Source organism: Mycobacterium stomatepiae (assembly GCF_010731715.1).
Taxonomy (GTDB): Bacteria; Actinomycetota; Actinomycetes; order Mycobacteriales; family Mycobacteriaceae; genus Mycobacterium; species Mycobacterium stomatepiae.
This window is the reverse complement of record NZ_AP022587.1, coordinates 4,942,359-4,968,197: the sequence shown is the minus strand read 5'-3', so window position 1 is coordinate 4,968,197 and position 25,839 is coordinate 4,942,359. Positions and strand designations below refer to the sequence as shown.

General features: G+C 64.2%; 21 protein-coding genes, 1 tRNA gene and 4 pseudogenes. 15 read left to right on the top strand and 11 right to left on the bottom strand.

Annotation, left to right across the window (positions count from 1 at the left end; all coding sequences use genetic code 11):
* Positions 1-67: 67 nt before the first annotated feature.
* A pseudogene (gene ku / locus G6N54_RS23730) lies at positions 68-856 on the top strand (non-homologous end joining protein Ku); the annotation flags it as partial.
* 132 nt (positions 857-988) lie between these two features.
* Here the strand turns inward: ku and pstA are convergent.
* From pstA to pstS (G6N54_RS23710), 4 genes are all read right to left on the bottom strand, one after another.
* On the bottom strand, positions 989-1,912 hold the full coding sequence (gene pstA, locus G6N54_RS23725; RefSeq protein WP_163792541.1) for a phosphate ABC transporter permease PstA: 924 nt from the start codon (positions 1,910-1,912) through the stop codon (positions 989-991).
* On the bottom strand, positions 1,909-2,895 hold the full coding sequence (gene pstC, locus G6N54_RS23720) for a phosphate ABC transporter permease subunit PstC (protein WP_163794929.1): 987 nt from the start codon (positions 2,893-2,895) through the stop codon (positions 1,909-1,911). Before pstC ends, pstA begins: the two co-directional genes overlap by 4 nt.
* 36 nt (positions 2,896-2,931) lie before the next feature.
* Positions 2,932-4,047, bottom strand: a complete 1,116-nt coding sequence (gene pstS, locus G6N54_RS23715) for a phosphate ABC transporter substrate-binding protein PstS (protein WP_163792539.1) — start codon at positions 4,045-4,047, stop codon at positions 2,932-2,934.
* A 187-nt stretch (positions 4,048-4,234) separates the two neighbouring features.
* Complete coding sequence (gene pstS, locus G6N54_RS23710; protein ID WP_163792537.1) at positions 4,235-5,344, bottom strand: phosphate ABC transporter substrate-binding protein PstS; 1,110 nt, start codon at positions 5,342-5,344, stop codon at positions 4,235-4,237.
* A 238-nt stretch (positions 5,345-5,582) separates the two neighbouring features.
* On the opposite strand from pstS (G6N54_RS23710), the gene G6N54_RS23705 reads away from it, so the two are divergent.
* The 5 genes from G6N54_RS23705 to G6N54_RS23685 all read left to right on the top strand — a co-directional run bounded on the left by G6N54_RS23705 (position 5,583) and on the right by G6N54_RS23685 (position 10,672).
* Complete coding sequence (locus tag G6N54_RS23705) at positions 5,583-6,374, top strand: SDR family oxidoreductase (protein WP_163792534.1); 792 nt, start codon at positions 5,583-5,585, stop codon at positions 6,372-6,374.
* Between the two features lie 25 nt (positions 6,375-6,399).
* A complete protein-coding gene (locus tag G6N54_RS23700) occupies positions 6,400-7,476 on the top strand; it encodes an NAD(P)H-dependent amine dehydrogenase family protein (RefSeq protein WP_163792532.1) in 1,077 nt (358 codons plus the stop codon).
* A 120-nt stretch (positions 7,477-7,596) separates the two neighbouring features.
* Complete coding sequence (locus G6N54_RS23695; RefSeq protein WP_163794928.1) at positions 7,597-8,268, top strand: SDR family oxidoreductase; 672 nt, start codon at positions 7,597-7,599, stop codon at positions 8,266-8,268.
* A 67-nt stretch (positions 8,269-8,335) separates the two neighbouring features.
* A complete protein-coding gene (locus G6N54_RS23690; protein WP_232073819.1) occupies positions 8,336-9,586 on the top strand; it encodes an Nramp family divalent metal transporter in 1,251 nt (416 codons plus the stop codon).
* Between the two features lie 765 nt (positions 9,587-10,351).
* The gene (locus G6N54_RS23685) at positions 10,352-10,672 is read left to right on the top strand and encodes a DUF732 domain-containing protein (protein WP_163792528.1); all 321 of its coding nucleotides are present in this window, start codon (positions 10,352-10,354) and stop codon (positions 10,670-10,672) included.
* Positions 10,673-10,680: 8 nt separating this feature from the next.
* On the opposite strand, the gene G6N54_RS23680 is transcribed toward G6N54_RS23685, so the two are convergent.
* Positions 10,681-11,061: a hypothetical protein gene (locus tag G6N54_RS23680; protein ID WP_163792526.1), complete on the bottom strand. Its 381-nt coding sequence runs from the start codon at positions 11,059-11,061 to the stop codon at positions 10,681-10,683.
* A gap of 127 nt (positions 11,062-11,188) precedes the next feature.
* Here G6N54_RS23680 and G6N54_RS23675 point away from each other — a divergent pair.
* The 3 genes and pseudogenes from G6N54_RS23675 (at position 11,189) to G6N54_RS23665 (ending at position 13,230) form a co-directional block, all read left to right on the top strand.
* Positions 11,189-12,251 (top strand): annotated as a pseudogene (locus G6N54_RS23675) (poly-gamma-glutamate hydrolase family protein).
* A gap of 25 nt (positions 12,252-12,276) precedes the next feature.
* Positions 12,277-13,101: pseudogene (locus G6N54_RS23670) on the top strand (LLM class F420-dependent oxidoreductase).
* Positions 13,102-13,157: 56 nt separating this feature from the next.
* Positions 13,158-13,230, top strand: a tRNA-Arg gene (locus tag G6N54_RS23665).
* 42 nt (positions 13,231-13,272) lie between these two features.
* Here G6N54_RS23665 and G6N54_RS30770 read toward each other — a convergent pair.
* From G6N54_RS30770 to G6N54_RS23650, 4 genes and pseudogenes are all read right to left on the bottom strand, one after another.
* The gene (locus tag G6N54_RS30770) at positions 13,273-14,010 is read right to left on the bottom strand and encodes an integrase core domain-containing protein (RefSeq protein WP_232073818.1); all 738 of its coding nucleotides are present in this window, start codon (positions 14,008-14,010) and stop codon (positions 13,273-13,275) included.
* A gap of 337 nt (positions 14,011-14,347) precedes the next feature.
* Positions 14,348-14,464, bottom strand: a pseudogene (locus G6N54_RS30765) (sigma factor-like helix-turn-helix DNA-binding protein); the annotation flags it as partial.
* A gap of 93 nt (positions 14,465-14,557) precedes the next feature.
* Positions 14,558-15,586, bottom strand: a complete 1,029-nt coding sequence (locus tag G6N54_RS23655) for a fused (3R)-hydroxyacyl-ACP dehydratase subunits HadA/HadB (RefSeq protein ID WP_163792524.1) — start codon at positions 15,584-15,586, stop codon at positions 14,558-14,560.
* Between the two features lie 218 nt (positions 15,587-15,804).
* Positions 15,805-16,443 (bottom strand): TIGR03086 family metal-binding protein, encoded by a 639-nt coding sequence (locus tag G6N54_RS23650; protein WP_163792522.1) that lies wholly within the window; start codon positions 16,441-16,443, stop codon positions 15,805-15,807.
* A 93-nt stretch (positions 16,444-16,536) separates the two neighbouring features.
* Between G6N54_RS23650 and G6N54_RS23645 the strand changes: the two genes are divergently transcribed.
* The gene (locus tag G6N54_RS23645) at positions 16,537-16,932 is read left to right on the top strand and encodes a MarR family winged helix-turn-helix transcriptional regulator (protein ID WP_163794927.1); all 396 of its coding nucleotides are present in this window, start codon (positions 16,537-16,539) and stop codon (positions 16,930-16,932) included.
* A 393-nt stretch (positions 16,933-17,325) separates the two neighbouring features.
* Positions 17,326-18,156 (top strand): AraC family transcriptional regulator, encoded by an 831-nt coding sequence (locus G6N54_RS23640; RefSeq protein ID WP_163792520.1) that lies wholly within the window; start codon positions 17,326-17,328, stop codon positions 18,154-18,156.
* A 128-nt stretch (positions 18,157-18,284) separates the two neighbouring features.
* Here the strand turns inward: G6N54_RS23640 and G6N54_RS23635 are convergent, their stop codons facing one another.
* Positions 18,285-19,457, bottom strand: a complete 1,173-nt coding sequence (locus G6N54_RS23635) for a GGDEF domain-containing protein (protein WP_232072958.1) — start codon at positions 19,455-19,457, stop codon at positions 18,285-18,287.
* A gap of 127 nt (positions 19,458-19,584) precedes the next feature.
* Between G6N54_RS23635 and G6N54_RS23630 the strand changes: the two genes are divergently transcribed.
* Entirely contained in the window at positions 19,585-20,811 is a 1,227-nt protein-coding gene (locus G6N54_RS23630) for a sensor domain-containing phosphodiesterase (RefSeq protein WP_163792518.1), read from the top strand.
* Between the two features lie 5 nt (positions 20,812-20,816).
* Here G6N54_RS23630 and G6N54_RS23625 read toward each other — a convergent pair whose 3' ends face one another.
* Positions 20,817-23,558, bottom strand: coding sequence for a LuxR C-terminal-related transcriptional regulator (locus tag G6N54_RS23625; protein WP_163792516.1), 2,742 nt, complete (start codon positions 23,556-23,558; stop codon positions 20,817-20,819).
* Positions 23,559-23,799: 241 nt separating this feature from the next.
* Here G6N54_RS23625 and G6N54_RS23620 point away from each other — a divergent pair, with 241 nt between their 5' ends.
* The 3 genes from G6N54_RS23620 (at position 23,800) to G6N54_RS23610 (ending at position 25,830) form a co-directional block, all read left to right on the top strand.
* A complete protein-coding gene (locus G6N54_RS23620) occupies positions 23,800-24,102 on the top strand; it encodes a hypothetical protein (protein ID WP_163792514.1) in 303 nt (100 codons plus the stop codon).
* Positions 24,103-24,187: 85 nt separating this feature from the next.
* Positions 24,188-25,165 (top strand): sensor histidine kinase, encoded by a 978-nt coding sequence (locus G6N54_RS23615; protein ID WP_163792512.1) that lies wholly within the window; start codon positions 24,188-24,190, stop codon positions 25,163-25,165.
* Positions 25,162-25,830 carry a response regulator transcription factor gene (locus G6N54_RS23610; protein WP_163792509.1) on the top strand — a complete coding sequence of 223 codons (669 nt, stop codon included), beginning with the start codon at positions 25,162-25,164 and terminating at the stop codon, positions 25,828-25,830. The genes G6N54_RS23615 and G6N54_RS23610 overlap by 4 nt, the downstream gene beginning before the upstream one ends.
* The last annotated feature ends 9 nt before the right edge of the window (positions 25,831-25,839 follow it).

The following is a 25,839-nucleotide window of genomic DNA, read 5'->3' as shown; positions in this document are numbered from 1 at the left end:
CCGCTCAATCGCAGCTCACGGGCCCGTCGGGCTGTTTTGCCGGCGATGGTATGGGCATACTGACACCATGCGCTCCATCTGGAAGGGTTCGATTGCGTTCGGGCTCGTCAACGTGCCGGTCAAGGTGTAAAGCGCCACCGAAGACCACGACATCAAGTTCCATCAGGTGCATGCCAAGGACAACGGCCGCATTCGCTACCAGCGGGTGTGCGAGCTCGACGGCGAGGTCGTCGAATATCGGGACATCGCCCGCGCCTACGAATCCGACGACGGGCAGATGGTAGTGATCACCGACGACGACATCTCCACCCTGCCCGAAGAACGCAGTCGCGAAATCGAAGTACTGGAGTTCGTCCCTGCCAGCGACGTCGACCCGATGATGTTCGATCGCAGCTATTTCCTGGAGCCGGACTCGAAGTCGTCCAAATCGTATGTCCTGCTGGCCAAGACGCTCGCTGAGACCGACCGGATGGCCATCGTTCATTTCACGCTGCGCAACAAGACCCGGCTTGCGGCGTTGCGGGTCACGGACTTTGGCAAGAGTGACGTAATGGTGGTGCACACCTTGTTGTGGCCGGACGAGATCCGCGACCCCGACTTCCCAGTGCTGGACAAGAAGGTCGAGATCAAGCCCGCGGAGCTGAAGATGGCTGGGCAGGTGGTGGAGTCGATGGCCGAGGACTTCAACCCAGACCGCTATCACGACACCTATCAGGAGCAGCTGCAGGAGCTCGTTGATGCGAAACTCGAAGGTGGAGAAGCGTTTACCGCCGAGGAGAAGCCGAAAGAGCTGGACGAGACCGAAGATGTCTCCGACTTGCTCGCCAAGCTGGAGGCCAGCGTGAAGGCGCGCTCCGGCGACGGAAAGGCACCGGCGAAGAAGACCGCCACCAAGAAGGCACCCGCCAAGAAGGCCGCGGCAAAGAAGGCGTCGGCCAAGAAGTCTCCCGCGAAAGCCGCGTCACGATCCTGACCATGGACATGAGCTTCACGCCCGGGTGAAACGCTCCCCACGCGGGCGGCTGTTCAGGAAACGGGAGGCCGCGGCCATCAGATTGATGGCCGCGACGATGATGATCAAGGTCAGCGCGGCGCCCCAGACCCGCAGAAATCCCGCATGTTCCGGGTTGGTGAGTTCGGTGTAGATCAGCAGCGGCAGCGAGGCCATGTTGCCGTGGAAGATGTCGAGGTTGATGGAGCGGCTGTACCCGACCAGGACCAGCACCGGCGCGGTTTCGCCGATCACGCGCGCGAGGGACAGCAGCACGCCCGATATGATGCCCGGCATCGCGATCGGAAAGACAATCCGCACAATCGTTTTCCACTTGGGAACGCCCAACGCGTAACTGGCCTCGCGCAGTTCGTCGGGCACCAGCCGCAGCATCTCCTCGGTAGAGCGCACCACGACCGGCAGCATCAGCAGGACCAGCGCCAGCGCCACGGCGAAGGCACTCTGCTGGAACCCCAAAGTGGCGATCCACAGGCTGAAAATGAACAACGCCGCCACGATAGAGGGAACCCCGGCGAGCACATCGACCATGAACGTGGTGACCCGGGCCAGCCGTCCCGAGCCGTATTCCACCAGGAACACCGCCGTCATCAAGCCCAGCGGCACGGCCAGCGCGGAAGCCACGCCGGCTTGCATCAGCGTGCCGTACAGCGCGTGATAGACACCGCCGGCGAACTCCTCGGGCAGTACTCCGCGCAGCGAATGCGTCCACCAGCTTGGCCGGGTGACCGCATAGCCACCGCGGTCGATCACCACCCACAGCACCCAGACGAGCGGTACCAGGGCGACACCGAAGGACGCGAAGAAAAGGCCTGTCGCGATGTGGTTGGTGATCCTGCGCCGCCAGCTGAGCTGTTGGACCACCGAGACTTTGAGTGGCCCTCGCAATGCTTCGACACTCATGCGTTGACCTTCCCGCCCGCGATCGCGCGGGCAGCCGCGTTGACCAAGAACGTGATCACAAACAAGGCGAATCCCGCCGAGATATACGCCCCGGTCGGCAACGGTTCGCTGAATTCGGATGCCGCGGAGGCGATTTTCGAGGCGAATGTATAGCCGCCGTCGAACAGCGACCAATTACCCGGGCGCGCCGCCGCCCGCAAGATGATCAGCACCGCAACCGTTTCGCCCAGAGCGCGGCCCAATCCCAGCATCGAGGCGGCGACCACACCGCTGCGCCCGTACGGCAACACGGTCATCCGCACCACCTCCCACCGAGTGGCGCCGAGCGCCTGGGCCGCCTCCATCTGAATCCGCGGGGTCTGGCGAAACGCTTCGCGCGCCACCGAGGTGATGATCGGCAGGATCATCACCGACAGCACGATCCCGGCGGTGAAGATGGTGCCACCGCCGGCCAGCGACACGTTGCCTTGCTTGAACAGAAAGATCCACCCCAGGTTGCGATTCAGAAACTGGGCCACCGGCTCCAGGTTGGGCGCCAGCACGAAGATGCCCCACAGGCCGAAGATGATCGACGGGACCGCGGCCAGTAGATCGACCATCGCGGCGAATGGGCGAGCCAGCCGGGCCGGGGCATATTGGGTGAGGAACACCGCGATCCCGACCGCGACCGGCACGGCCAACACCAGTGCGCTGATCGAACTCAGCAACGTGACCATCAGCAAGTCGTGGATACCGAAGGCCAGCTTCTCGGCGCCGCCGGTGTCGAATTCGTTACTGGTAACGAAGTTCGCGTGGTTTGCCCGCAGCGACGGGGCGGCCCGAATCAGCAGAAATACCGCAATCAACGCGATCGCGATCACAATCGTGGATCCGGCGGCGGTTGCGACCGAGGAGAATATTCGATCGCCCCGCCGCACCGCGCGCGGGTTAATCGCCTTCAGAGCGGGCTTTGTCGCACCCGGTGCAGGCTTTGTCTCGGACAGACTCACGCGCGATCCTTCGGACACCACAACCTCATGTCACGAGATCGCGTTGACCGCAGCCGACAACCTCGACCCGAACGCATCCGGAATGGGGATGTATCCGTTGTCCCCCAAGCCATTTTGTCCGGGACCGATGGTGCTCTGCAGGAATGCCTTCACCGCCGAGCCGACCTGCGAATCGGGGTACTTCGAGCAGACAACCTCATACGTCGCCAGCACGATCGGGTAAGCGCCCGCCTGTTTCGGCCGGTAGAACGAAATCGTGTCGAGGACCAGGTCGTTGCCCTGCCCGACGATCGAGGCTCCGGAGATCGTCTTGCCCACCGTGTCGCTGGTGATCGCGACCGGATCCGGACCCGCCGACGTGACGACCTTGACCATGTTCAGGTGTTGCGCCTGGGCGAACGACCATTCGTTGTAGGTGATGGACCCCTCGGTGCTCTTGACGGCCGCGCTGGTGCCGTCGTTGCCCTTGGCGCCCTCGCCGACACCGCCGTTGAACTTCTTGCCGGCGCCCTTGCCCCATCCGCCGTTAGAAGCCGCATCGAGATACTTCTGGAAGTTGTCCGTCGTGCCTGACTCGTCGCTGCGGAATACGACGTGAATCGGCTCGCCCGGCAAAGTCGCACCGGAGTTGATGGCTTGGATCGCGGGGTCGTTCCACGCGGTGATGCCACCGTTGAAGATCTTCGCCAGGGTCGGACCGTCGAGGCTTAGCGAAGTCACCCCGTTGATGTTGAAGGTGACCGCGATCGGGCCGAACACCGTGGGCAAGTTCCACGCCGGCGCACCGCCGCAGCGTGTTTGGGCGGCCGCGTACTCATCGTGACCCAGCGGAGAGTCCGATCCGCCGAAATCGGTTTGGCCACCGGTGAATTCGTGGATTCCGGCGCCCGAGCCGTTGGGTGTGTAGTTCAAAGTCTGACCCGGGCAAGCCTGCTCGAAAGCCTTGACGAAACGCGTCATCGCGTTCGCCTGCGCCGTCGAACCGCTTGCCTTCAGCGTCTTGGTGCCACCGCAGGTCACTTTGCTCGACGGCGCCACCGTCGTCGTGCTACCTCCGGTCGCATTGTTGTCGCTGCCACATCCCGACATAACGAACGTTCCAGCTGCCAGCACCCCGACCAAGCCGCCAAACCGGTTGAGTTTCAAATCAGTTCCTCACCTTTACGATTGAACGCCGCAGCCCTAGCCGCAGCTTACAAAACCAACCGTCATCCTTGCGACCGTGAAGCTACAGTAAGAACAGGTTAACTTTCGACGAAATTTGTCCCTCCCATCGCCTTTCGGCGCGATGATGCGACCCCCCTCACCACCTCAGGATGCCAAGAGCTTACAATCACGAGATCGCATTGACGGCAACTGACAACCGGAAGATGAACGTATCCGGAACTCGAACATATCCGTTGTCCGCCAAGCCATTCTGGCCAGCACCGATGGTGCTCTGCAGGAACGCCTTCACCGCCGCGCCGACTTCGGGATCGGGATACTTCGAGCACACCACCTCATATGTCGCCAACACTATCGGGTACGCGGCAGGCTGTTTGGGGCGATAGAACGAAACCGTGTCGAGAGCCAAGTCGTTGCCCTGCCCGACGATCGGGGCGCCTGCGATCGTCTTGCCCACCGAGTCGGCGCTGATCGCCACCGGGTCCGGACCCGCCGACGTGACGATCTTGGCCGTGCCCAGGCGTTGCGCCTGCGCAAACGACCACTCGTTGTAAGAGATCGACCCGTCGTTGGCCTTGGCGGCCGCGCTGGTCCCGTCGTTGCCCTTGGCGCCCTCACCGACACCGCCGTTGAACTTCTTGCCGGCGCCCCTGCCCCACGCACCCTTGGAAGCGGCGTCGAGATACTTCTGGAAATTGTCCGTTGTCCCCGACTCGTCACTGCGGAACACGACTTGAATCGGTTCGGCGGGCAGACTTACGCCCGGGTTGAGCTCCTGGATCGCGAGGTCGTTCCACTTGGTGACGCCGCCGTTGAAGATCTTGGCCGCGGTCTGGCCGTCGAGAGTCAGCGACGTCAGGCCGTCGACGTTGTAGGTGATCGCGATCGGGCCGACCACCACCGGCAGTTGCCACGCCGGCGAACCGCAGCGCCGCTGCGCGGCGTCGTGCTCGCCGGGCGTCAAAGTCGAGTCCGTACCGGCGAAATCGGTTTGATTGCCGGTGAATTCGCTGATTCCCGCGCCCGAACCATTGGGTGTGTAGTTCACCGTGTGACCCGGGCACGCCTGCTCGTACGCCTTGACGAACCGCGTCATCGCATTCGCTTGGGCGGTGGACCCACTTGTCTTGAGCTTCGGCTTGCCGCCGCAGACTACCCGCACCGGCGGTGGCGGTGTCGCCGTCTTTTCACCGATTGCGTTGTCGTCATCGCCACACCCCGACAACACCAGTGCAGCGGCCAGAATGCAGAGGGTGGCGCCAAATCGGTTGATTCTCAATTCAATCCTTCGACGGTACGAACGAGACGGTGTTGGGCGAATTCGTCAGCCATCGTCGCAGGCCATCGCGCGCGTTTGCAATTGCCGCCGCGATTGGCACCGGCAGCGGCCATGCGGTATGCGGACGCCACGTCGCCACTACCGTATGCCAAACTAGAACCTGTTCCAGAAATACCGCGATCCGAGACGGTCAGTCTTGCTTCCGTTTCGGCCGACAGCTCAACGAAGAGAGGCCGTAATGATCCTTGACAGGTTCCGTCTCGACGATAAAGTCGCCGTCATCACTGGTGGCGGCCGTGGTCTCGGGGCGGCCATAGCGGTGGCGTTCGCCGAAGCCGGCGCTGATGTCCTCGTCTCCTCGCGCACGGAATCCGAACTAGAGGCCGTCGCCGAACAGGTCCGCGCGGTGGGCCGCAAAGCCCACACCGTCACCGCCGACCTGGCTCATCCCGATGCCACCGCAGCGCTGGCCGGCCAGGCCGTCGAAGCCTTCGGGCGGCTGGACATCGTCGTCAACAACGTCGGTGGCACCATGCCCAACACGCTGCTCACCACGTCGGTGAAGGACCTCAGGGACGCATTCACGTTCAACGTCGCCACCGCACACGCGCTCACCCTGGCCTCGGTGCCGTTGATGCTCGAGCACTCGGGTGAAGGCAGCATCATTAACATCACCTCGACCATGGGCCGGCTGGCCGGGCGGGGCTTCGCGGCCTACGCCACCGCCAAGGCCGCGCTGTCTCACTACACCCGGTCGGCGGCGCTGGACCTGTGCCCACGCATCAGGGTCAACGCGATCGCACCCGGCTCGATCCTGACCTCCGCACTCGACGTGGTGGCCTCCAACGAGGATCTGCGCAAGCCGATGGAGAAGGTGACACCCATGCGCCGGCTCGGCGGCCCGGTCGGCATTGCCGCTGCAGCAGTATATTTGGCGTCGCCGGCCGGCAACTTCCTGACCGGCAAGACCCTGGAGGTCGACGGAGGCCTCACCTTCCCCAACCTCGACATCCCGGTCCCGGACCTGTGATCTCCCCACCACTAAGGAGCCAGTCATGCCCATCCCCGTCGTTCAACTGGGCACCGGCAATGTCGGTATTCACGCACTGAGAGCGCTTATCACCAATCCCGAATTCGAGCTCACCGGGGTCTGGGTGTCCTCAGACTCCAAGGCCGGCAAAGACGCGGCAGAGCTTGCCGGACTTGCGGATTCGACCGGTGTGCTGGCCACCACCGACCTCGATGCCGTGCTGGCCACCCGGCCCCAGTGCGCGGTATACAACGCACTGGCCGACAACCGGCTGCCCGAGGCGCTCGAGGACTACCGGCGCGTGCTGGCGGCCGGCATCAACGTCGTCGGCAGCGGCCCGGTCTTCCTGCAGTACCCGTGGCAGGTCATCCCGGAAGAGCTCATCAAGCCAATCGAAGATGCTGCACGAGAAGGCAATTCGAGCGTCTACGTCAACGGTATCGATCCGGGATTCGCCAACGACCTCCTTCCCCTGGCGCTGGCCGGCACCTGTCAGAGCATCCAGCAGATTCGGTGCATGGAGATCGTCGACTACGCGACCTACGACAGCGCCGCGGTCATGTTCGACGTGATGGGCTTTGGCAGGCCGATGGACGACATCCCGATGCTGCTGCAGCCCGGTGTGTTGAGCCTGGCCTGGGGATCGGTGATCCGCCAGATTGCCGCGGGCCTGGGCATCACGCTCGATGCCGTCACGCAGGAGTACGTCCGGATTCCCGCACCCGAGGACTTCGAGATCGCGTCGGGTCACATTGCCAAGGGCACCGCCGCGGCGCTGCGCTTCGAGGTGTTCGGGATCGTCGACGGCAAGCCCGCGATCGTCCTGGAGCACGTCACCCGGTTGCGCGAAGACCTGTGCCCGGAGTGGCCGCAGCCGGCCCAGGAGGGCGGTTCGTACCGCATCGAGATCACCGGCGAGCCGTCCTACGGGATGGACGTCTGCCTGGGCAGCCCCAATGGGGATCACAACCACGCCGGTCTGGTGGCCACCGCGATGCGGGTGGTCAACGCGATCCCGGCAGTGGTGGCCGCCGCGCCGGGGATCGTCACGACTCTCGACCTGCCATTGGTCACCGGCAAGGGCCTTTACCTGCCCGGGTGATCGAACGCACGGCATGAAACCCGGGCATTTCGGCGTTCCCCTGATCGGTCGCATCCGCGAGCGCGAAAGAGGAAGGCGATGTCGAAGCGGCGAGTGCTCGTCACCGGGGCGTAAAAGGGGATCGGCCGCGCGGTCGTAGACCGCCTCGCCGCCGACGGCTACGAGGTGATTGGACTGGCGCGCAGCGCGCCGCCAGATTTTCCGGGCCGGTTCGTCGCGGTCGACCTGAGCGACCGGGAGGCGACCGCGGCGGCCCTCGACTCGATCGTCGCGGAGGGCCGGGTCGACGCCGTGGTCAACAACGTCGGCCTGGCCCGGTTCGGCCACATCGGGTCGATCGACCTGGACGACCTATTTCTCACCTACGACATGAATGTGCGCACCGCGGTGCAGGTGGTGCAGGCCGTGTTGCCCGGCATGGTCGAGGCGGGGTGGGGCCGCATTGTCAACCTCAGCAGCCTCACGACGACCGGCGTCGACGAGCGCACTCCCTATGCCGCTACGAAGGGCGCATTGGAGACCGCGACCCGGATTTGGGCCGGCGAGCTTGCGTCGTCGGGCATCACCGTGAACGCGGTGGCCCCGGGGCCGATCGAGACCGAGATGTACCGCGAGCGCAGCCCCGTCGGGTCGGCGCGCGAAGCTCTTGTTCTCAAGGACATCCCGATGCGGCGGGTCGGCACCCCCACCGAGATCGCGCACGTGATCTGCATGTTGCTGCACGAGGACGCCGGCTACATCACGGGCCAGATCGTTCGGGTCGACGGCGGCGGAAGCATCGGCGCCACTTGATCGGGCGGGCGATGGTTAGGCGCTGAGCGGATGTCGGGTAGCCTAACTTTTTTATTCGCTAACTCTCATCAAAGGTCGGGTCGGTCAGTTGGCGCAGGACACCAAAGCCTCATTCAAAACGAGCTGGTATCTGCTGGGGCCGGCATTCGTCGCCGCGATCGCCTACGTCGATCCGGGCAACGTCGCGGCCAATGTCAGCTCCGGCACGCAATTCGGCTACCTGTTGCTGTGGGTGATCGTCGCCGCCAATGTAATGGCGGGCCTGGTGCAGTACCTTTCGGCCAAACTCGGGCTGGTGACCGGGCGCTCGTTGCCCTCGGCGATCGGCAAGGAGATGAGCCGTCCGCTGCGGCTGACGTTCTGGGCACAGGCTGAAATCGTTGCGATTGCAACCGATATCGCCGAAGTCATCGGTGGGGCAATAGCCCTGCAGATCCTGTTCGGCCTGCCGTTGCCGCTCGGCGGGGTGATCACCGGCGTCATCTCGTTGCTGCTGCTCGCGATCAAAGACCGGCGCGGCCAGATCCTTTTCGAGCGCGTCATCACGGCCTTGCTAATGATCATTGCGGTCGGCTTCGCTGCCAGCTTCTTCGTCGCCACGCCGCCGTCCGACGCGGTGCTCGGTGGGCTGTTGCCGCGATTCCACGGCGCCGAAAGCGTGCTGTTGGCCGCCGCCATCCTGGGCGCCACAGTGATGCCGCACGCGGTGTACATGCATTCGGGACTGGTGCTGGATCGGCATGGGCATCCCGGGCCGGGCCCGGAGCGCCGCTGGCTGCTGCGGGTCACTCGCGTGGACGTGGTGCTGGCAATGGCCGTCGCCGGGACCGTGAACGCGGCGATGCTGCTTGTCGCCGCGATCAACCTGCAGGGCCACGACGATGTAGCGTCCATCGACGGCGCTTACACCGCGATCCACACCACTTTGGGCCCGACGATCGCGGTGCTCTTCGCGATCGGACTGCTCGCTTCCGGCCTGGCGTCGTCGTCGGTGGGCGCCTACGCCGGCGCGATGATCATGCAGGGTCTGCTACATCGATCGATCCCGATGATCGTGCGCCGCTTGGTCACGTTGTGCCCGGCCGTCGCGCTGCTGGCGATCGGCCTCGACCCGACCCGCTCCCTGGTCATCTCTCAGGTCGTGCTGTCGTTCGGAATTCCGTTCGCTGTGCTGCCGCTGGTCAGACTCACCAGCAACCGGGCGCTGATGGGCGACGACACCAACCACCCCATCACGACCACTATCGGCTGGGCCGTCGCAGCACTGGTGAGCGTGCTGAACGTGGTGCTGATCTATCTGACTTTGAAAGGCAACTAAAAACGGCGCGTGTTGGCGAGCGCCCAGGCCTAAGTCAGCCGATGAGAGGCTACTTTGCTGTAGCCGCTGCGCTGTCAGTGGGAACTTCACTGTTAACCGCACCCGGTGCCGGGGCCGCCCTTAACCTTCACGGTCAAGAACGCTTCTCAGATGCTTTCGGTGACCGCAAGCACCAAAGGCAAGCCCGCGTCTTGCCAACTCAGCGCCAACGGAACCGTTTAGGACACGCAGACCGGCAAGCTCGACACCGACGGCGTGACCTTGGTCCAGGGTTATTCCATGCCCTAACGCGAGGCGGGACAGTAGGAGAAGTCACACGCGCACTGAACGGAAGTAGTGCTGCACCAAGTCGATTCCAATGAGAAGCTTCTCTGGAACGTATCCAGAGAAAAGGAATCCGAGCATGAAGACGAGAGTATTGCTGGCCACGATCGGGGCCGCGGCAGCCTTGGCCGCCGGTGTTCTGTGGACCACACCATCGGCCTCGGCTGGCACCGACTATTGCAATGGCCTCTCGCCCAAGGACGCTCGCGAGTGCAACTGCGGATTCGACTTCGCCCCGGGCACTCAGGAACTTCATGACTGCCTGTATGGAGGTGCGGCGGCCCCAACGCCAAAGCCGTAGAGGTATACCGACAACCGGTCGTTTACTTGTTTAGCCGTTCCATGTGCGTTGTCTAAGTTTTCTCTATTCTTCACGTTTGCGCCGCTTTGGACTCGCACACTTACGCGACCGCGAACGCGGAGAAAGAAGGAACAGCATCAGTGCCGTCACCTCGCAGGCTGGCCAGACTTTCCGCTCCGCTGATCGTGGGCGCCGCCCTGGTGTCCACCGCTTCGGTCGCCGCGGCGGACACCGTTGACGCTTCGTTCCTGACCCAGATGCGTGCCCTCGGATTCACATGGCCGCCGAATGAGGACGGCGACATCCTTTTTATGGCACACCACATCTGTGCCGATCGGTGGAACGGCTGGTCGTCACAGCAGATTGCAGACGACGTCCACAACACCTTGGGCCCGCGCGGGATCAACTTCGGCGACGTCACGTCCATGGTGAACCTCGCGGTATCGACGTACTGCCCGTAGGGGCACGGTCAGCCGATCTTTGTCCAGGTTCCGCAACCGCGCGTGACGAACGCCGTGTCCGTCGGCAATATTCGGACCACCTGCTGACCGTCGCCGACGTTGTTGTCGATCGCGTCGTTGGTGTCTAGGCTCCGCAGCCGCGCCCAATAGCAGGACTCGCCACCGGCGGTGCGATAGGTGCCCGGCGCGACGTCGGTGTTGACCAAGAAAGTCCCATTGGCGGTCATGATCGTTTTCGGACCCGGTGGTGTCGGCGACGCCTCGGTCACCGTCACCGTTTGAGTCACCGGCGGCACGGTGGACGTGACGGTCGCGGCCGGACGGCTCGGTCCGCCGCACCCCGCGAGCGTGACCGCGACCCCGGCAACCGCAGTGAGCCTTCTCCGCACGGAAGTATCTTCCCGGCAGGCGAAGTCGGGCCGCGCGTAGGGGGGCCGTCATGCGGGCATGTTTTACATAGCTATACGAAGCACATAGGCTCACCTGGTGCCGATTTGTCTGACGGTGAGCCGCTGAATGCACGCGCGCCGGCACCCGTACTTCGCATATGGCTCCAACCTGTGCATCAGACAGATGGCGCGGCGCTGTCCCGATGCCACCGATCCACGGCCGGCGGTGCTGTCCGATCACGATTGGCTGATCAATGAGCGCGGCGTGGCGACCGTCGAACCGTTCGCCGGCAACCAGGTGCACGGTGTGCTTTGGCAACTCTCCGACCACGACCTGGCCACCCTGGACAGTGCCGAAGGCGTTCCGGTGCGCTACCAGCGCGACGAGTTGACCGTGCACACCGACGACGGTCCGGCACCGGCCTGGGTTTACATCGACCAGCGGGTGACGCCGGGGCCGCCCCGACCCGGCTACCTGCCGAAGATCATCGACGGCGCCGTCCACCACGGACTTCCGCAACGCTGGATCGACTACTTGCGGCGCTGGGATCCCGCGCGCTGGCCACGTCCCGCCTCCGCGAGATCGGCTTCCGAGCCTGGGCCACAGTCACTTTCGGAGCTGCTCAGCGCGCCTGGGGTGCTCGAGACAAGCCGGCTGCGGTCCCGATTCGGCTTCCTTGCCATTCACGGCGGCGGCCTGGAAGAGATGACGGACGTGGTTGCCGAACGTGCGGCCGGGCCGCCGGCGCGTCGGTGTATCTAGTGCGCCATCCCGACCGCTACCCGCACCACCTGCCGTCAGCGCGGTTCGACCCCGCTGAGTCACCAACGCTGGCAGAGTTTCTCGACCATGTCGACGTCGCGGTCTCGCTGCACGGGTACGGCCGCATCGGGCGCAGTACGCAACTGCTTGCCGGAGGCCGCAATCGCGCGCTGGCCGCCACCTCGCCAGACACATTCAGCTGAGCGGATATCAGGTCGTCACCGACCTCGACGATATCCCGCTCGAACTACGGGGGTTACATCCTGACAACCCGGTAAACCGGGTACGCGACGGCGGGACACAACTCGAATTGTCCGTCCGCGTCAGGGGTCTCAGCCCGCGCAGTCCGCTGCCGGGATCTGATGGCCTGTCGTCGGTCACCTCCGCCTTGGTGCGGGGCTTGGCGACCGCGGCCCGCTCCTGGTAATTGTTCCTAACTCATTTAACGGAGGTTGTTGGTGGCCAAGGATTTTCGATTTGGCATGAGTATGCGGTTCTTCAAATCGCGCGAGGCCCTACTCGACAAGGCCAAGCGTGCCGAAGACTCCGATTTCGACATTCTTTGCGTGCCGGACCATTTGGGCGCCGCCGCACCCTTTCCGACCCTGACCGCAGTCGCGATGGTCACCACCACGCTGCGGCTGAGCATGTATGTGCTGAACTCCGCCTTCTACAAGCCGGCCCTGCTCAGCCGTGACATGCAAGGCCTGGATTTGCTCAGCAACGGCCGCCTCGAGATCGGGCTCGGCACCGGCTACGTCCGCGAAGAGTTCGAGGCAGCGGAGATCCCGTATCCCAGCGCCGGTGCGCGGGTGGACTACCTCGAGCACATGACGAAATATCTCAAGGAGCATCACCCGTCGACACCGCTGATCATCGCCGGTAACGGTGACCGCGTGCTCACCATCGCGGCGCGCAACGCCGACATCATCGGGTTGACCGGCTCCAAGGTGCGCGACGTCGAGGACCCGTTCGCCGAACGTGTCAACTTTGTGCGCAAGGCCGCCGGCGACCGGTTCGACTAACTCGAGCTGAATCTGGCGATCACCGCGATGCCGCGTGAAGGCGAGACCGAGCCCGACCTGAAACTGACCCGGAGCTACGCGCCGGATCTCACCGATGAACAGATCCTGTCCCAGCCCTCCGTGCTCAGCGGCTCGCCCCGCGAGATCGCCGACACATTGCTCGCCTACCGAGAGAAGTACGGTGTGTCGTCTGTCACCGTGCAGGACAACAACATCGCCAACTTCTCGAAGGTCATCGCGGAATTGCGCTGACCGCCGCCGCGGCCAACGGGCCTGAGCCTGCCGTCACGGTAAGCTCAGGCCCGTCCGCCCTCGTAGCTCAGGGGATAGAGCACGGCTCTCCTAAAGCCGGTGTCGCAGGTTCGAATCCTGCCGGGGGCACAGTGTGATGTCGCAAGACATCGGAATAGCCCTGAACCTGCGTTAGGTTTGGGGTTTTTTCCGTGTGGGGCCTTTGGGGGCGCCGGTGGGTTGGTAGTCCCTGGTGGGGTCGAGGGTGAAGTCGCGCAGTAGTTCTCCGGTGGCGGCGTTGATGATTTTGATGTTGAGGTCGTGGGCTAGGACTAAGACGCGGGTTCGGTAGTGGATGCGGCCGACGCCGATGTGGTACCGGCGTCCGTTGACGCGCATGGTGACTGATCCGGCTTGGTCGACGCGGTCTGTGCGTACTCGGTTGTGGGTGTCGATGCGGGTTGCTGGGTCGGCCTTGGGTCTGCTGGTATAGACGGTGGCTGGGGTGGCGCGATGCGGCAGCGATCGGTGGGGGCGGCGGTGGTTGTATTCGTCGACGAAAGCGTCGAGGTGGGTTTGCAGTTGGGCCAGGGTGGTGGGGCGGGGTTGGCCGGTGAGCCAGCGTTTGAGGGTTTGGTGGAATCTTTCGACTTTGCCGCAGGTGGTGGGGTGGTTGGGGGTAGAGTTGATTTGGCGTACGCCGAGGCGGTGGAGTTCGGCTTCGTAGTGGTTGCGTCCGCATTTGCCGCCGGCGAATCGGGTGGTGAAGACCATGCCGTTGTCGGTCAAGGTTGAGTATGGGATGCCGTGTTGAGCAACGGCTTTGGTGAATTCGTTGACGACGATGGGTCCGGTGATGCGGCGGTGGGCGGTGACTGAGAGTGCGTAGCGGGAGTGATCGTCGATCCAGCACAGGATTTCGGTGTGGATGCCGTGGCCGAGGGACCAGTGGGTGAAGTCGGCTTGCCAGCGTTGGTTGGGTTGTTCGGCGGCAAAGCGGATGTAGGACGCTTTCGGGCGTTTGTGGGGGCTGGGTGTGACCAGGCCGGCTGCGGTGAGGTGGCCGGCTGATGGAGGCCACCGAAACTCGTAACCGGTGGTGGTGTTCGAGGTGCCAGGCGATGGTGTGTGGTCCGGCGTCGAGTCCTTTGCCGACCAGGGTGCGTCGGATATCGATGATCAGCTCGATCGTGGTCTGCGCAAGTCGTGTCGGGCTGGTGTGGGGCCGTCGTGATTTGGGCTCGAATGCGGCCTCGCCTTCGAGCGTGTAGCGCTTGAGCAGCCGCGATACCCATCCTTGGGAAACCCCATAGTCACGGGCGACCTGCGACTGCGAACGGCCTTCGACAAGGACGGCGGTAATGACCAGACGAGCCTTCGACACCAGCTGAAACTGGCCGACAAGCTATTCCGATGTCTTGAGACACCCCATTCGCATGTCCTGAAACACCACACTGCCGGGGGCACAGTGTGGCGATTAGCTAAAGCGGACGTTCACCGTCGCCAGGCCGAAGATCTTGCGGCCACCTGACTTCGCGCCGACGATGACGACACCGGTGCGGGTCGCCGGTTCTAGCGACTTGATTCGGCCGCTGTACTCGATGTCCGCGCCTTCGGCGGCCGACACGATCACGGGCTGGGACAGCCGGATCGCGTAGCGAGTGACCGCACCGGGATCGCCGGACCAGGTGGAGGCGAACCCGGCACCCAAACCCATGGTGAGCATTCCGTGGGCGATCACGTCGGGCTGTCCCGCCATTTTGGCGAGGTTCTCGTCCCAGTGCAGCGGGTTGGCATCGCAGGCCACCCCGGCGTAGTTGACCAGATCGCCGCGGGACAGTCGGGCGTGGTGCACCGGTAACTCATCGCCAACGTTCACCTCGTCGAAGGACGGCGTCCCCAGGGTGCGGGTGGTGTAGTTGGCGATCCTCACCTCGTCCGCGGGGCGCACCGTCTTTTCATAGCCCACATCGGAGTACTCGATTCCGGCGAGGTTCACGTCGTGCATCATGACCTGCTGGGCGGTCGCCCTGATCGCCGGATCGACGTCCTCGGCCGTGACGCCGACCACCGTGGTGTGCAGGGTATGTACCCGTTCGCCGGCAGTGTCGGTGAAGGTGTTGGTGACGGTGATCAAGTCTCGACCCGCGATCCTGCGCACCGAGGAAAGTTCCACGTCGATGTGCAGCTCGTCGCCGGCCACGATCGGTCGGTGCTGCTCGAAGACCTCTTCGGTCTGCAGGTACATCTCATAACCGATGACCACCGATTCGAACAGGTGCCGATTGGCCGCCATGGCCGGGGCCGACGTGAACGTCAGCGGCGCCACCAGGTCCGAATAGCCAAGCTCCGCGGCGGCGGCGAGTTTCCAGTGCGCGGGGTGATAGTCCTGCACGGCACGGGCGAACTCGCGCAGCTTCTCGCGGCCGACCTGGTACGTGTCGTCGACACGGTAGTAGTGGCCGACCCGCGATTCGAGCGTCGACGAGTCTGCTGCTGCGGTCATGAGTTTCCCCACCTGTTCAATTCGGATGGCCACTGAGGCCACCAAAGCACCCTAACGTGCAGACAAAGTGGCAATACACACCGAGGCTCTTCGCCGGTTTATCTTGCTCGACTTCCGGCTCGACCATCAGCAAATGCATTGAGAGGCAGATATATTCACCGGATACTACTCAAATCTGCTGCAGCACAAAGGTATTCGCTGCCCCCCACCGTCCCGGATCACTCGCCGCTGGCCGACGAATATCGTGGCGCCCAGTCCGGACTGCGGCCGAGGTGACGCAGGATGCGGTCGAACTCGTCACCCCCTGCCGGCTCGATAGCGGGACCGAACGGCGCACCGCCGGCGTTTCGGAACTCGCCGTCGGGGACGACCAGCACCAGCGGCAGGGCGGCGGCGATGACGTCGGCGGGCAGCTCATAGCGCAGGCCCATCGATGCGGCGACATCCCAGCCGTGGACGGCATAGTCCACCAAATGAAAGCCCATCGCCATCGCACCCGGAACCGCCGCGCCCGCACCGAATTCGGGTAATCCGAACAGCGCCTCGGGTGTGCCATCGGCGGCGAATGCATCGATCACGTCGAGTGCGGCATCGGCGTAAGCACGCACGTGATCGGCCCGCACCGCATCGACGACGGTATCCACATTCCAGTTCTCGAGATCCGCGCCGGCACCTCTTGCCGCCGCAGCGAATCCGCGATGCTGGACGGTCATGTGGGCGAGCAGGTCAAGAAGTGACCAGCCTCCGCAGGGCGTCGGCCTACCGACGTCGTCGCGCGTCACGGTGTTGACGATGTCGATCGAGTGCAGCACCGCTATGCGGTGCAGTGGCCGGATGTCAGGCGAGTTAGTACGCATACGATTACGATAGGCATCCGCATACGATACCGCAATGCCTATCATGGCGCGGTGGGTGCGAAGTCGCCGGAACGGCGCCCCGACCTGGCCGCGATGCTCGCGCCGCTGCTGCGCGAGTTGGTCGCGGCGGAGGAGCCGATCCTCGAAGCGCATGGCGTGACGATGTGGGGCTACGTCGTCCTGCTAGCGCTGGACAGGTCCTCGATGCGCACCCAGGCCGCGCTGGCCGCGGCGATCGGCGCGGACAAGACTCGGATCATTCGCACCCTCGACGATCTGCAAGACGACGGCTACATCGAACGCCGGCCCGATCCGGACGATCGCAGAGTGCGGTTACTCGCCATCACCGAGGCGGGCCGGCGCGTCAAAGACGCAGTTCAGGGCGAGATCCAGCGCGGCGAAGAGCGCTGGCTCGGCGAACTCAGCACCGAGGAGCGGCGGATCTTCCTGCACACACTCGAGCGGTTGACCCCCCGCGACTGGGGATGACATCGGCGATCGGAAATATTTGCCGGCCCGACGGCGCTGGTGAGAGGTAGATCCATCCAACGATCGGTGATTTGCGCACGCAATGCGCCGGGGCGCGCACGTCCAGGAGCCCGGGTCTACTAGACGGGCAGACTTGATGGTCATTTAGTGAGACGGAAGAGGCGATTTCGAGCTCCCATGAATAGAGGGCACCAATTCAGCGCCAGGGCTCGGCGCCCACGCGTGGTGAGTAACTACGTCACCGAGCGCAGCGACACGCGCACCGCACTGGACGATCCGGCCGGCTACTGGGTAGACCATGTCTGTGCAAATCACGGTTCGCTGCACTTCCTCTTTCCCGACACCGCGAAATTCCGGGCCGGCAGCATCGTTCAGCGCAACGGGGATCACCGCGTGGTCGATTTCTGGTCAGAGGGCCTGCACTATGCGAAGACGGACGCCGACGTGCGCGCCGACGGAGACCTCGGGAGCATGCTCTTCGTCATCCGCAGCGGCGTTCTCGACTTTGAGCAAGACCACCGCCAGATACAGCTACAACCGGGTCAGGCTCTGCTCCTGAGCAAGTCGCGCGCGCTTCAGATTCGTCACAGCTCCTGGGCCCGGGGCTGGACGTACGATGTCGCGAACGCCCGCCGTCCGCTCAACTTGCCGGAAGGCCCAGTCGTGATGGACTTCCGGCGCGGACTCGGCTCGGTGGTCAGCGCGATGATCTCGACCGTAAGCACCCAGTACGAAACCCTCGACGATTACGAGTTCTCGCGTTCGTGCGCCACCATCAACGACCTGCTGCTCGCCTGCATGACCGGTCGCGGCGGTGCTCCCGACACACTCCGTTCGGTCGAGCAGGCGGTGCGCGAACACGTGGCGCGTTATGCGAGCAATCCCGACCTCACGCCGACCGGTGTCGCCCACTCGCTGGGCTGGTCGGTCCGGCAGATTCAGCTGGCCCTGCAGCGCGCCGGCACCACGACCGCCGATCTGATCCGCACCACACGACTCACCCGCGCGGCCGAGCTGCTTCGCCAGTCGCCGTCGAACACCTCGATCGACAGCATCGCGATCGCCAGCGGCTTTCGCTCCAGAAGCACCTTCAACACCGTGTTCAAGCAACACTTCGGCCTGACCCCGAGCGAGGCGCGGGTGCACGGTGTACCGCAACGGAATTGCGAACATCACATGCGTCTGATGCCGCATCATCCGAAGGATTGCCCCGCCGCAAGCTGACCTCCCGGTAGACCGCTTACCCGGAGGCGGCGCGGACCCGTTGGGTGCAACGTAGTTCCCGATTTACGCACGGAAATTTGGTTCCGGCCGAACACTTTTCGGATGAAGCCGTTCGGGAGAGCCAGGAACTAGGAGCCGGACACGGGCTGACGTGCGGCACGCGATAACAACTCCGGGCAGTGCCACACCCGATTGCCGCCGGCGCGCTTGGCCTCATACATCGCGGCGTCGGCGGTGCCGATCAAGTCGTCGACGACTTCCATGTCGGCTATCGTCGGAAGCTCGTCGAGTGCAATGGCAGCGGTCCCGATGCTGGCGGTGATCGGGAACGGAATGTCGGCGACCGCCTGGCGGAGCCGTTCGGTCATCGTCGCGTGCTGCGGTGTGGAGGCGGTGTCCACGACGACGAATTCCTCACCGCCAACGCGCGCGATCACCGCCGCGGGCCGGCAGTTCTGCTCGAGAGCCGAGCCGACGGCAACCAACGCCTGGTCCCCGACGGCGTGCCCCTGGGTGTCGTTGATCTGCTTGAAGTTGTCCAGGTCGATCACCGCGGTTACCAGATAGCTTCCCGCGGACCGACCGTGCAGCGCCATCAGCTCAGACACCGCGTTGTAGAACGAGCGCCGGTTGTGCAGGCCGGTCAGCGAATCACGGTCGGTGCTTCGAAGATCGTTCCGCAGCGTATGCATCAGTGACAGAATCCCAAAGGGCACACCGATATTGAGCACCGCAACGGTAATCAGCCCGGCGCTGATCAGGGCGATGTCGCCGGTCGCAACGATGTAACGATGCACCAGGATCGACGCGCAAATCGCGGCGACGACAAAGTTGGTGAGCACCAAGCGAACTGAATGGAAGTACGCGATGAAGCCGCCGAGAATGGCGAAAATCGTGCAACCCATCAGACCGGTGTAGGGGTTGGATAAAAACAGGGACGCGATGCTAATGGCGGCCATCGCCGAAAACGCGAAGAGGATCGATTCTCGGCGGGTGGGCCAACGAACCAACCACAGCGTCGCGCCGATCAGCCCCAGCACCGATATCGCAGCCGATACCGCCCGCCCAACCGGCTGGGTCGGTCCGCTGGGACTCCACAGCATGATTGCCGGCAGCGCAGACTGTGCGGCGATAACAATGAAATTTGATCGTTGCCACATGCTTTGCAGGCCGCGGTTCTTTAGATAGGCGCTGAGCAGGTCGTAATGATCCGATTGTTTCACCATCGACATGCCCATCCGGGGCCCGCAGGCCGTGACAAATAACGCCGCTATTCTACGGACGTCTAAGATAGCTGCCACCCGTTGGGGTGGCCAATCGGGGGAAATTGGGTGGTCACGCGGTCAAACACGGTGTTCGGCGTTAGCGTTGAATTCATGACCACTGGCCCTTGGCGCAATTAGCCCTGCGATAACCTCGAACCCGACTATGACTGACGCGCTCGATGACGCGGTCACGGGTACCGGGCTGGTCTCGGCATTTCAGCAGGTCGTGGCTTTGCCGAGCGAAACGGTGATCGGCTACGAGGCGTTCGCGCGCTGGCCGCAACTGAACAATCCGTCGCCGATCGACGTGTTCACCCGCGCCGAGCAGACCGGCCGGTTGGACACGCTGGATCGGGCGTGCATTCGGGCGGCGGCCCGGGGAGCGCTACTGGGTACGTCGACTCCCGGGATGTTGCTGCTGATCAATTGCGAACCCGCGACGACGCACGTCGACCCGGTCGAGGACGACGATGTCATGCACGCCGCGACTCGCTTCCGACTGACGTTCGAGGTCACCGAGCGCGGCTTGTTGACCAATCCGCGCGCACTTCTGCGCAAGGTCGCCGCACTTCGCTCGCTGGGATTCGCGATCGCGCTCGACGACATCGGCTCACATCCCGATTCGCTGGTTCTGCTCGACGTGCTGTCTCCCGAAATCCTGAAACTCGACATGGGCTTGATACACAACCAGCCGAATCGCATGCAGGCCCGGACCATCGCGGCCATCACCGCGCACCACGAACGGACCGGCGCCGTGATCTGCGCGGAAGGAATCGAAACCGACGACCATCTCGAACAAGCGTTGGCGTTCGGCGCCGCGCTGGGTCAGGGAATGCGGTTCGGCAGCCCCGGAGAACTGCCGACCACGCCACGGGCGTTCAAGTGGCCGGTGCGAAAAGCGCGGCTTCCGACGAAGGTCGAGCCGTCGACCCTCGGTCTGGCAGCGGCCGTTCCCACGACACGGATCGTCCGCAAGCAGACGGTCACCGAACTCGCGCGGCACCTCGGTCGGATAGCCATCACCGCCGAAACCCCTCCGATGATTCTCTTCACGCTGCAAGACGCCGACGACGTTCAGGGGATATCCAGCCGAAACCTGTCTATAGCCGCCGAAAGATCGCCGATGGTAGCAGTTTTCGGTAAGCACCTGCCGGCGGAGCTGGGACCCCAGGTGCGGCAGGTGCGGCTGGATGACGACGATCCGCTGACGCGCGAGTCGAGCGTCTTGGTGCTTGGCCCCGACACTGCCGCGGCACTGATCGCACGCGAGCGAACGTTCCCCGCATGCGGGCCCGACGGCGACGGAGACCGGCGCTACGAAATGTCAATCACCTTCGACCGGGAGCGCGTCACCGCAGCGGCGCGAAACTTGCTCGACCGGCTCCATTGAGTCCATCAAGGCAGGATCTGGCGTCGACGTGCCTCGGCGATTGATTCGAGACGTCGTGCGACACCGAGCTTGACGTAGATGTTCTTCAGATACCACTTGACCGTGTTGATCGTGACGCCGAGGTTGCGGGCTATCTGCTTGTTGGTGAGACCACGTTCCAGCAGGCGCAGGATTTCGACTTCACGGCCGTTGAGCTCTTCCTCGGGCAGCGAGCTGCGCTCGCCGGCGCGGCCGATCACCGGAATGGCCGCCTTCTGGGCGTCGTTGTGCGCGGTGGTCAGCAGCAACGACAGATACTCGGCCGGCACCTCGGGCAAGTCCGAGGCCCAGCGACCGGTTCGGCTCGCTTCGCGAAGTCCGACAACAACTTTCATCAGCTCTGGCCCGGCATCGACGACGGTGCGCAGCAGACCGCAGCCCGACCCCGAGACCAGTGCGGGCACCAGCACCTCCGCTGCGGCGTCGGCGTTGCCGGCCAGCGAAAACGCCCTCGCGAGTGCGATAGTGCTTGCGATTTCGCCGTACCGTGCTCCCGCGAACTGGCATTCCTGCGGCACCTTGGACAGCAGCGCCGTCGCGGCGTTGTGATCACCGTGCGCGCCCAGGATCTGTGCCTGCATGTTGAGGCGGTAGTGACGGACAGCCAGTTGGATTCCATTGACTCCCAACGGAATTTCGCCGCTCTGGCGAGCGAGAACATCCTCTGCACGGTCGACGTCACCCGAGGCCAGGTGCAGACCGAGGCGCACACAGTCGATGGCGGCGGATAACCGGGGCAGCGAAAATCTTTGCGCCGCACGACTTCCCTCGTCAAGCAGCGAGAATGCGTCATCGATGTCGCCACGCAGGACTTTGATGCGGGCCAGCGTGCAGTAGGTCGCGATCATGAAGTCGGGGACACCACTTTCGGCCCCGAGCTCGTGGCACTCTTCTAGAAGCGTTTCAGCCGCTTCGATTTCGCCGCGCTCGTAGTACAGCCGACCCACCAGCGCGCCCGCCAGGCGCGCGGCGTGTGAATGCTCGCCGGCCATGCTCTGCGCCAGATCGCGGGCCTCGACGAAACGGTGTTGGGCGGTATCCAGATCCAGTTGGGCAAACGCCGCCAGCCCCGCGAAGCATCGTCCGTACACGCAGGCAAAGGGGCCACTGGCCAGTGCGTGAAATGGCTTGGCCCACTGTTGGCGCGCCAGCGCCGTGTCGTAGGCGAAGGTGTGGATGTCGACGAACGTGCAGATGTTGGCCGAGACCGCCACCAGGAACGGCCGGCAACTCGGCTTCTCGACGATGCAGGGAGCGACCAGGACGGCAGCGCGGTCGATGCGGTCGCGGTAGACGTCGGTACACGCCTGTACGACGTCGGCTTCGCCCAGGATGTCCGCGGCCGCGGCATCGGTCGCCTCGGCCAGGGCGGCACGGACGTGATCCAGCGCGGTCTGCGCGTCTTCGGCGCGCTGCAGCAGACAGTTCGCCCACGCGACCGCGATCTGCAGGGCCGGCCTGCGGGGTACGAGGTCCTTCGGGAGTTTGTTCACCAGCCCGAGCAGGCTGGCCATCCGGCTGTGCTCGACGAGGTTCATGGCCTCGCGTTCCACCAGATCGACGGCCTCGGTGTCGTCACCGGCGGCCAGCGCGTGCGTGACAGCCTCGCTGAGCAGTCCCTGCTCGCAGAACCACGCCGAAGCGGTCCGGTGCAGCTCCACGATCCGGTCGGCATGGTCGCGTTCCAGACGCTGGCGTAGGTATCCACCGAAGAGGTGGTGGTAACGAAACCATTCGCGGTTGTCGTCGAGGGGCATCAGGAACATGTCGCGGCGTTCGAGTTCTTCGAGAACGGCCTGTCCGCGCGGCTGTCCGCTGACAGCCGCCGCGAGGCCGCCGCATAGCCGATCGCAGATCGAGGTGGTCAGCAGAAAGTCGAGCAACTCACCGGGCAGAGCGTCCAGGACGTTCTCGGCCAGATAGTCGCCAATCGAGTGGTGACGGCCGGAGAAGCCGCTGATGAGCGCCGCCGGGTCCTTGGTGTTGCGCAACGACAGGGTGGCCAGTTGCAGCGCGGCGATCCAGCCGTCGGTGCTGCACCACAGCCGTAGCACGTCGTCGCCGTCGAGCTCCAGCGCCTTGAGGTCGAGCAGAAAAGCCGCGGATTCGCTTTGGTCGAATCGCAAATGGGTGGCGTCGATTTCGCTGACCTGGTCACGCACCTTGAGCTTGCCGATCGCCGGTGTTCGGGTTCGGCTGGTCACAATCAGGTGCAGGTTGTCCGGGCCGACGTCGAGCAGAAATTCCAGCGCGCCGATCGTCTCGGGATCCTCGATCAGATGCCAGTCGTCGAGCACGATCGCCACGGGCAGACGGTATTCGGCGACTTGGTTGATCAACTCGGCCAGCACATAACGCTGCGCGTCGCGGGAGTGTTGTTCGAGCAGATCGGCCAGCTCCGCGCCCACAGTGGGCTCGACGCGTCGGGCCGCCTCGACCAGACACCGCAGAAACGAAAAGACGTCGTTGTCGTCACGGTCGAGACTGATCCATCCGGTTGGAACGCCGTCGGCGCGCAATTCGCGCTGCCATTGCATCGCCAGGGTCGTCTTGCCGAATCCGGCCGGCGCATGGATCAACGCCAAGCGCTTGCTGCGGTTGGCGCGCAGCAGATCGATCAGGCGGTCGCGGGCGACAAGCTTGCCGACGTAGGTCGGCGGCTGAATCCTGGTGGCGACGATCCGTGCCGAGTGCGTGTTGGCCTGCATCCGGATCGCCTCCCCTCGATCAGCCGCGGCAATACGGCGAGACAACACGTACCAGGTCTCCCCCACCACATGTTTAACCCAACTGCCATCCGTTTGCCAGACCTGGAGATTCCGATCTGCAGTACCAGACGGCGGGCGGGCTACTACCACGGTCGCAGATCAAGATCGACCCCCAGCACGATGTGTAGCGACAGCTGAAATTCGTAGCGTCGACTCATGACGAAACACGAAGTGCGATCCGATGGCTGACGTCGGCGCAGTGTGGCGGAGTTCGGCACCCGTCGAGCGCGCGTTGGTTACCGGCTGGTTTGCCGGGGTTGTCCTCGCGGCAGACTCCGCCCGGGTCGGCGTCGGATCGTTCCCTTTGCCGCGCAACAGCATTGGTCGACTATTCGCGGACTTGGTCGCCGGCAGCGCCGAGGCGGTCCGCAGTGCGTTTCGGACCCGGGCGCCGCGCGGCGAACCCAAGCAGCGCTACCAACACCCGCATCGCGAGGCCTTCATCGAGGATGCGGCGATGTCGCGCGAGATGCACAGACTGTGACGAGTCGAAATGTCCTACCGGGGTAGGACATCGATGCCTGCCCCGGGATGATGTCACCGATGCTCGCGCGCTCTACGATCAGGCCATGCCGGACGCGCTGAAGCTCCGCGTGCAAGCCTGGGCACGACGCAAAGAGCAGTTGCTGCCCTCGGGTTTCAGCATGACCGTCGTGGCGGGTTTCGACGCGATGATGCTGGTGGTGGGCAGCATCGCGGCCCTGCCGCGTCCCGATTCCGAGTGGCCCATCGTGGTCGTCGCGATGGTGATCGCGTTCAGTCCCGAGATCGTGTTCTTCGCTTTCGATCTCAGCGGCATCATGAACAGACACGAGGGACCCACGCTGTGGGCGGCGTTCATGGTAGGCACCGCGATTCTGCTGTTCGCCACTCCCACTGCGATTACCGGCGATTTCGCTCCGCTGATGCTGACCCTGGCCGTCGGCATGGTCAGCGCCATCACCTCGGCACGGGGTGGCGCGCTGGCCGCGGCCTCCGCGGCCGCCCTGCTGATATACGCGGGGGCGATGCACCGGCTCAACACCCCGGCGCTGTACCTGGCTTTCGTCGCAATTGGCTGGCTCGTCGGGTATCTGATGCGCACTCAGCAGGATCTACTCACCAAGCAGAGCCAGATGCAGGACCAGTTGGCCCGGCACGCCGCGGCCGACGAACGCCGGCGCATCGCGCGGGAAGTGCACGACGTCATCGCGCATTCGCTCAGCGTCACGTTGCTCCACCTGACCGGGGCACGCCACGCGCTCGAGCACGACGGTGTCGACGAGGATACTGTTCGCGCCCTGCAACGCGCCGAACACCTAGGGCGACAAGCAATGGCCGACATCCGACGCACCGTCGGATTACTCAACGTCGTCAATGAGCTCCCCGGCGTGGACGGCGATCGAACCGTCACACCCGGGCGCGGATTGCACGGCATGATGCAGCGTATCGAATTACTAGGTGGCACAATCACTTTCGGCCCCAGCCCAGATGGGTGGTCGGTGCATGCCAGCGTACCGTCGGGCGCGCACGAATCCGACCCACCGGACCGGATACCGGCATCGTGAACGGCGACAAGCATCTGGTGAATGCCCTGATCGTCGATGACCAGGAGTTGGTCAGGTCGGGCCTGTCGCTGATCCTGCGCGCCAAGCACGGCATCGTCGTCGTCGGCGAATGTTCGGACGGCGACGAGGTTCCCAATGCGGTTGCACGGCACCAACCCGACGTCGTGGTCATGGATCTGCGCATGAAACGTGTGGACGGAATCGAGGCGACCCGGCGTCTGACCGAATCCGGCGGACCGCCGGTGCTCGCGCTGACCACCTTCAACGACGACGAACTACTGTCCGCTGTATTGCATGCCGGTGCAGCGGGTTTCGTGCTCAAGGAGTCGCCGGCCGAGGAACTCATCCGGGCCGTCCGCGCGGTCGGCAGCGGCAACAGCTATCTCGACCCCGCCGTCACCGCGCGGGTGTTGAGCACGTACCGCAGCACCACCACGGCGACCGCGCTGCCTGCCGTCTCGATCGACGAGCTCACTCCGCGGGAGCGCGACGTGCTCGGCCTGATCGCCAAGGGGCACACCAACGCTGAGATCGCCGACGAGCTGTTCATCTCGGGGTTGACGGTCAAGACGCATGTCGGTCGCATCTTCACCAAGCTCGGATTGCGAGACCGCGCCGCCGCGATCGTCTTCGCCTACGAACACCGCATCATCGCGCCGTCATAACGCCGGTAG

What these genes read in the sequence shown, in the direction of transcription:
- pstA (WP_163792541.1), bottom strand. Translation starts at nt 1,912, where the DNA reads ATGAGTGTCGAAGCATTGCGAGGGCCACTCAAAGTCTCGGTGGTCCAA.
- G6N54_RS23705 (WP_163792534.1), top strand. Translation starts at nt 5,583, where the DNA reads ATGATCCTTGACAGGTTCCGTCTCGACGATAAAGTCGCCGTCATCACT.
- G6N54_RS23700 (WP_163792532.1), top strand. Translation starts at nt 6,400, where the DNA reads ATGCCCATCCCCGTCGTTCAACTGGGCACCGGCAATGTCGGTATTCAC.
- G6N54_RS23655 (WP_163792524.1), bottom strand. Translation starts at nt 15,586, where the DNA reads ATGACCGCAGCAGCAGACTCGTCGACGCTCGAATCGCGGGTCGGCCAC.
- G6N54_RS23650 (WP_163792522.1), bottom strand. Translation starts at nt 16,443, where the DNA reads ATGCGTACTAACTCGCCTGACATCCGGCCACTGCACCGCATAGCGGTG.
- G6N54_RS23645 (WP_163794927.1), top strand. Translation starts at nt 16,537, where the DNA reads ATGCTCGCGCCGCTGCTGCGCGAGTTGGTCGCGGCGGAGGAGCCGATC.
- G6N54_RS23630 (WP_163792518.1), top strand. Translation starts at nt 19,585, where the DNA reads ATGACTGACGCGCTCGATGACGCGGTCACGGGTACCGGGCTGGTCTCG.
- G6N54_RS23625 (WP_163792516.1), bottom strand. Translation starts at nt 23,558, where the DNA reads ATGCAGGCCAACACGCACTCGGCACGGATCGTCGCCACCAGGATTCAG.
- G6N54_RS23620 (WP_163792514.1), top strand. Translation starts at nt 23,800, where the DNA reads ATGGCTGACGTCGGCGCAGTGTGGCGGAGTTCGGCACCCGTCGAGCGC.
- G6N54_RS23615 (WP_163792512.1), top strand. Translation starts at nt 24,188, where the DNA reads ATGCCGGACGCGCTGAAGCTCCGCGTGCAAGCCTGGGCACGACGCAAA.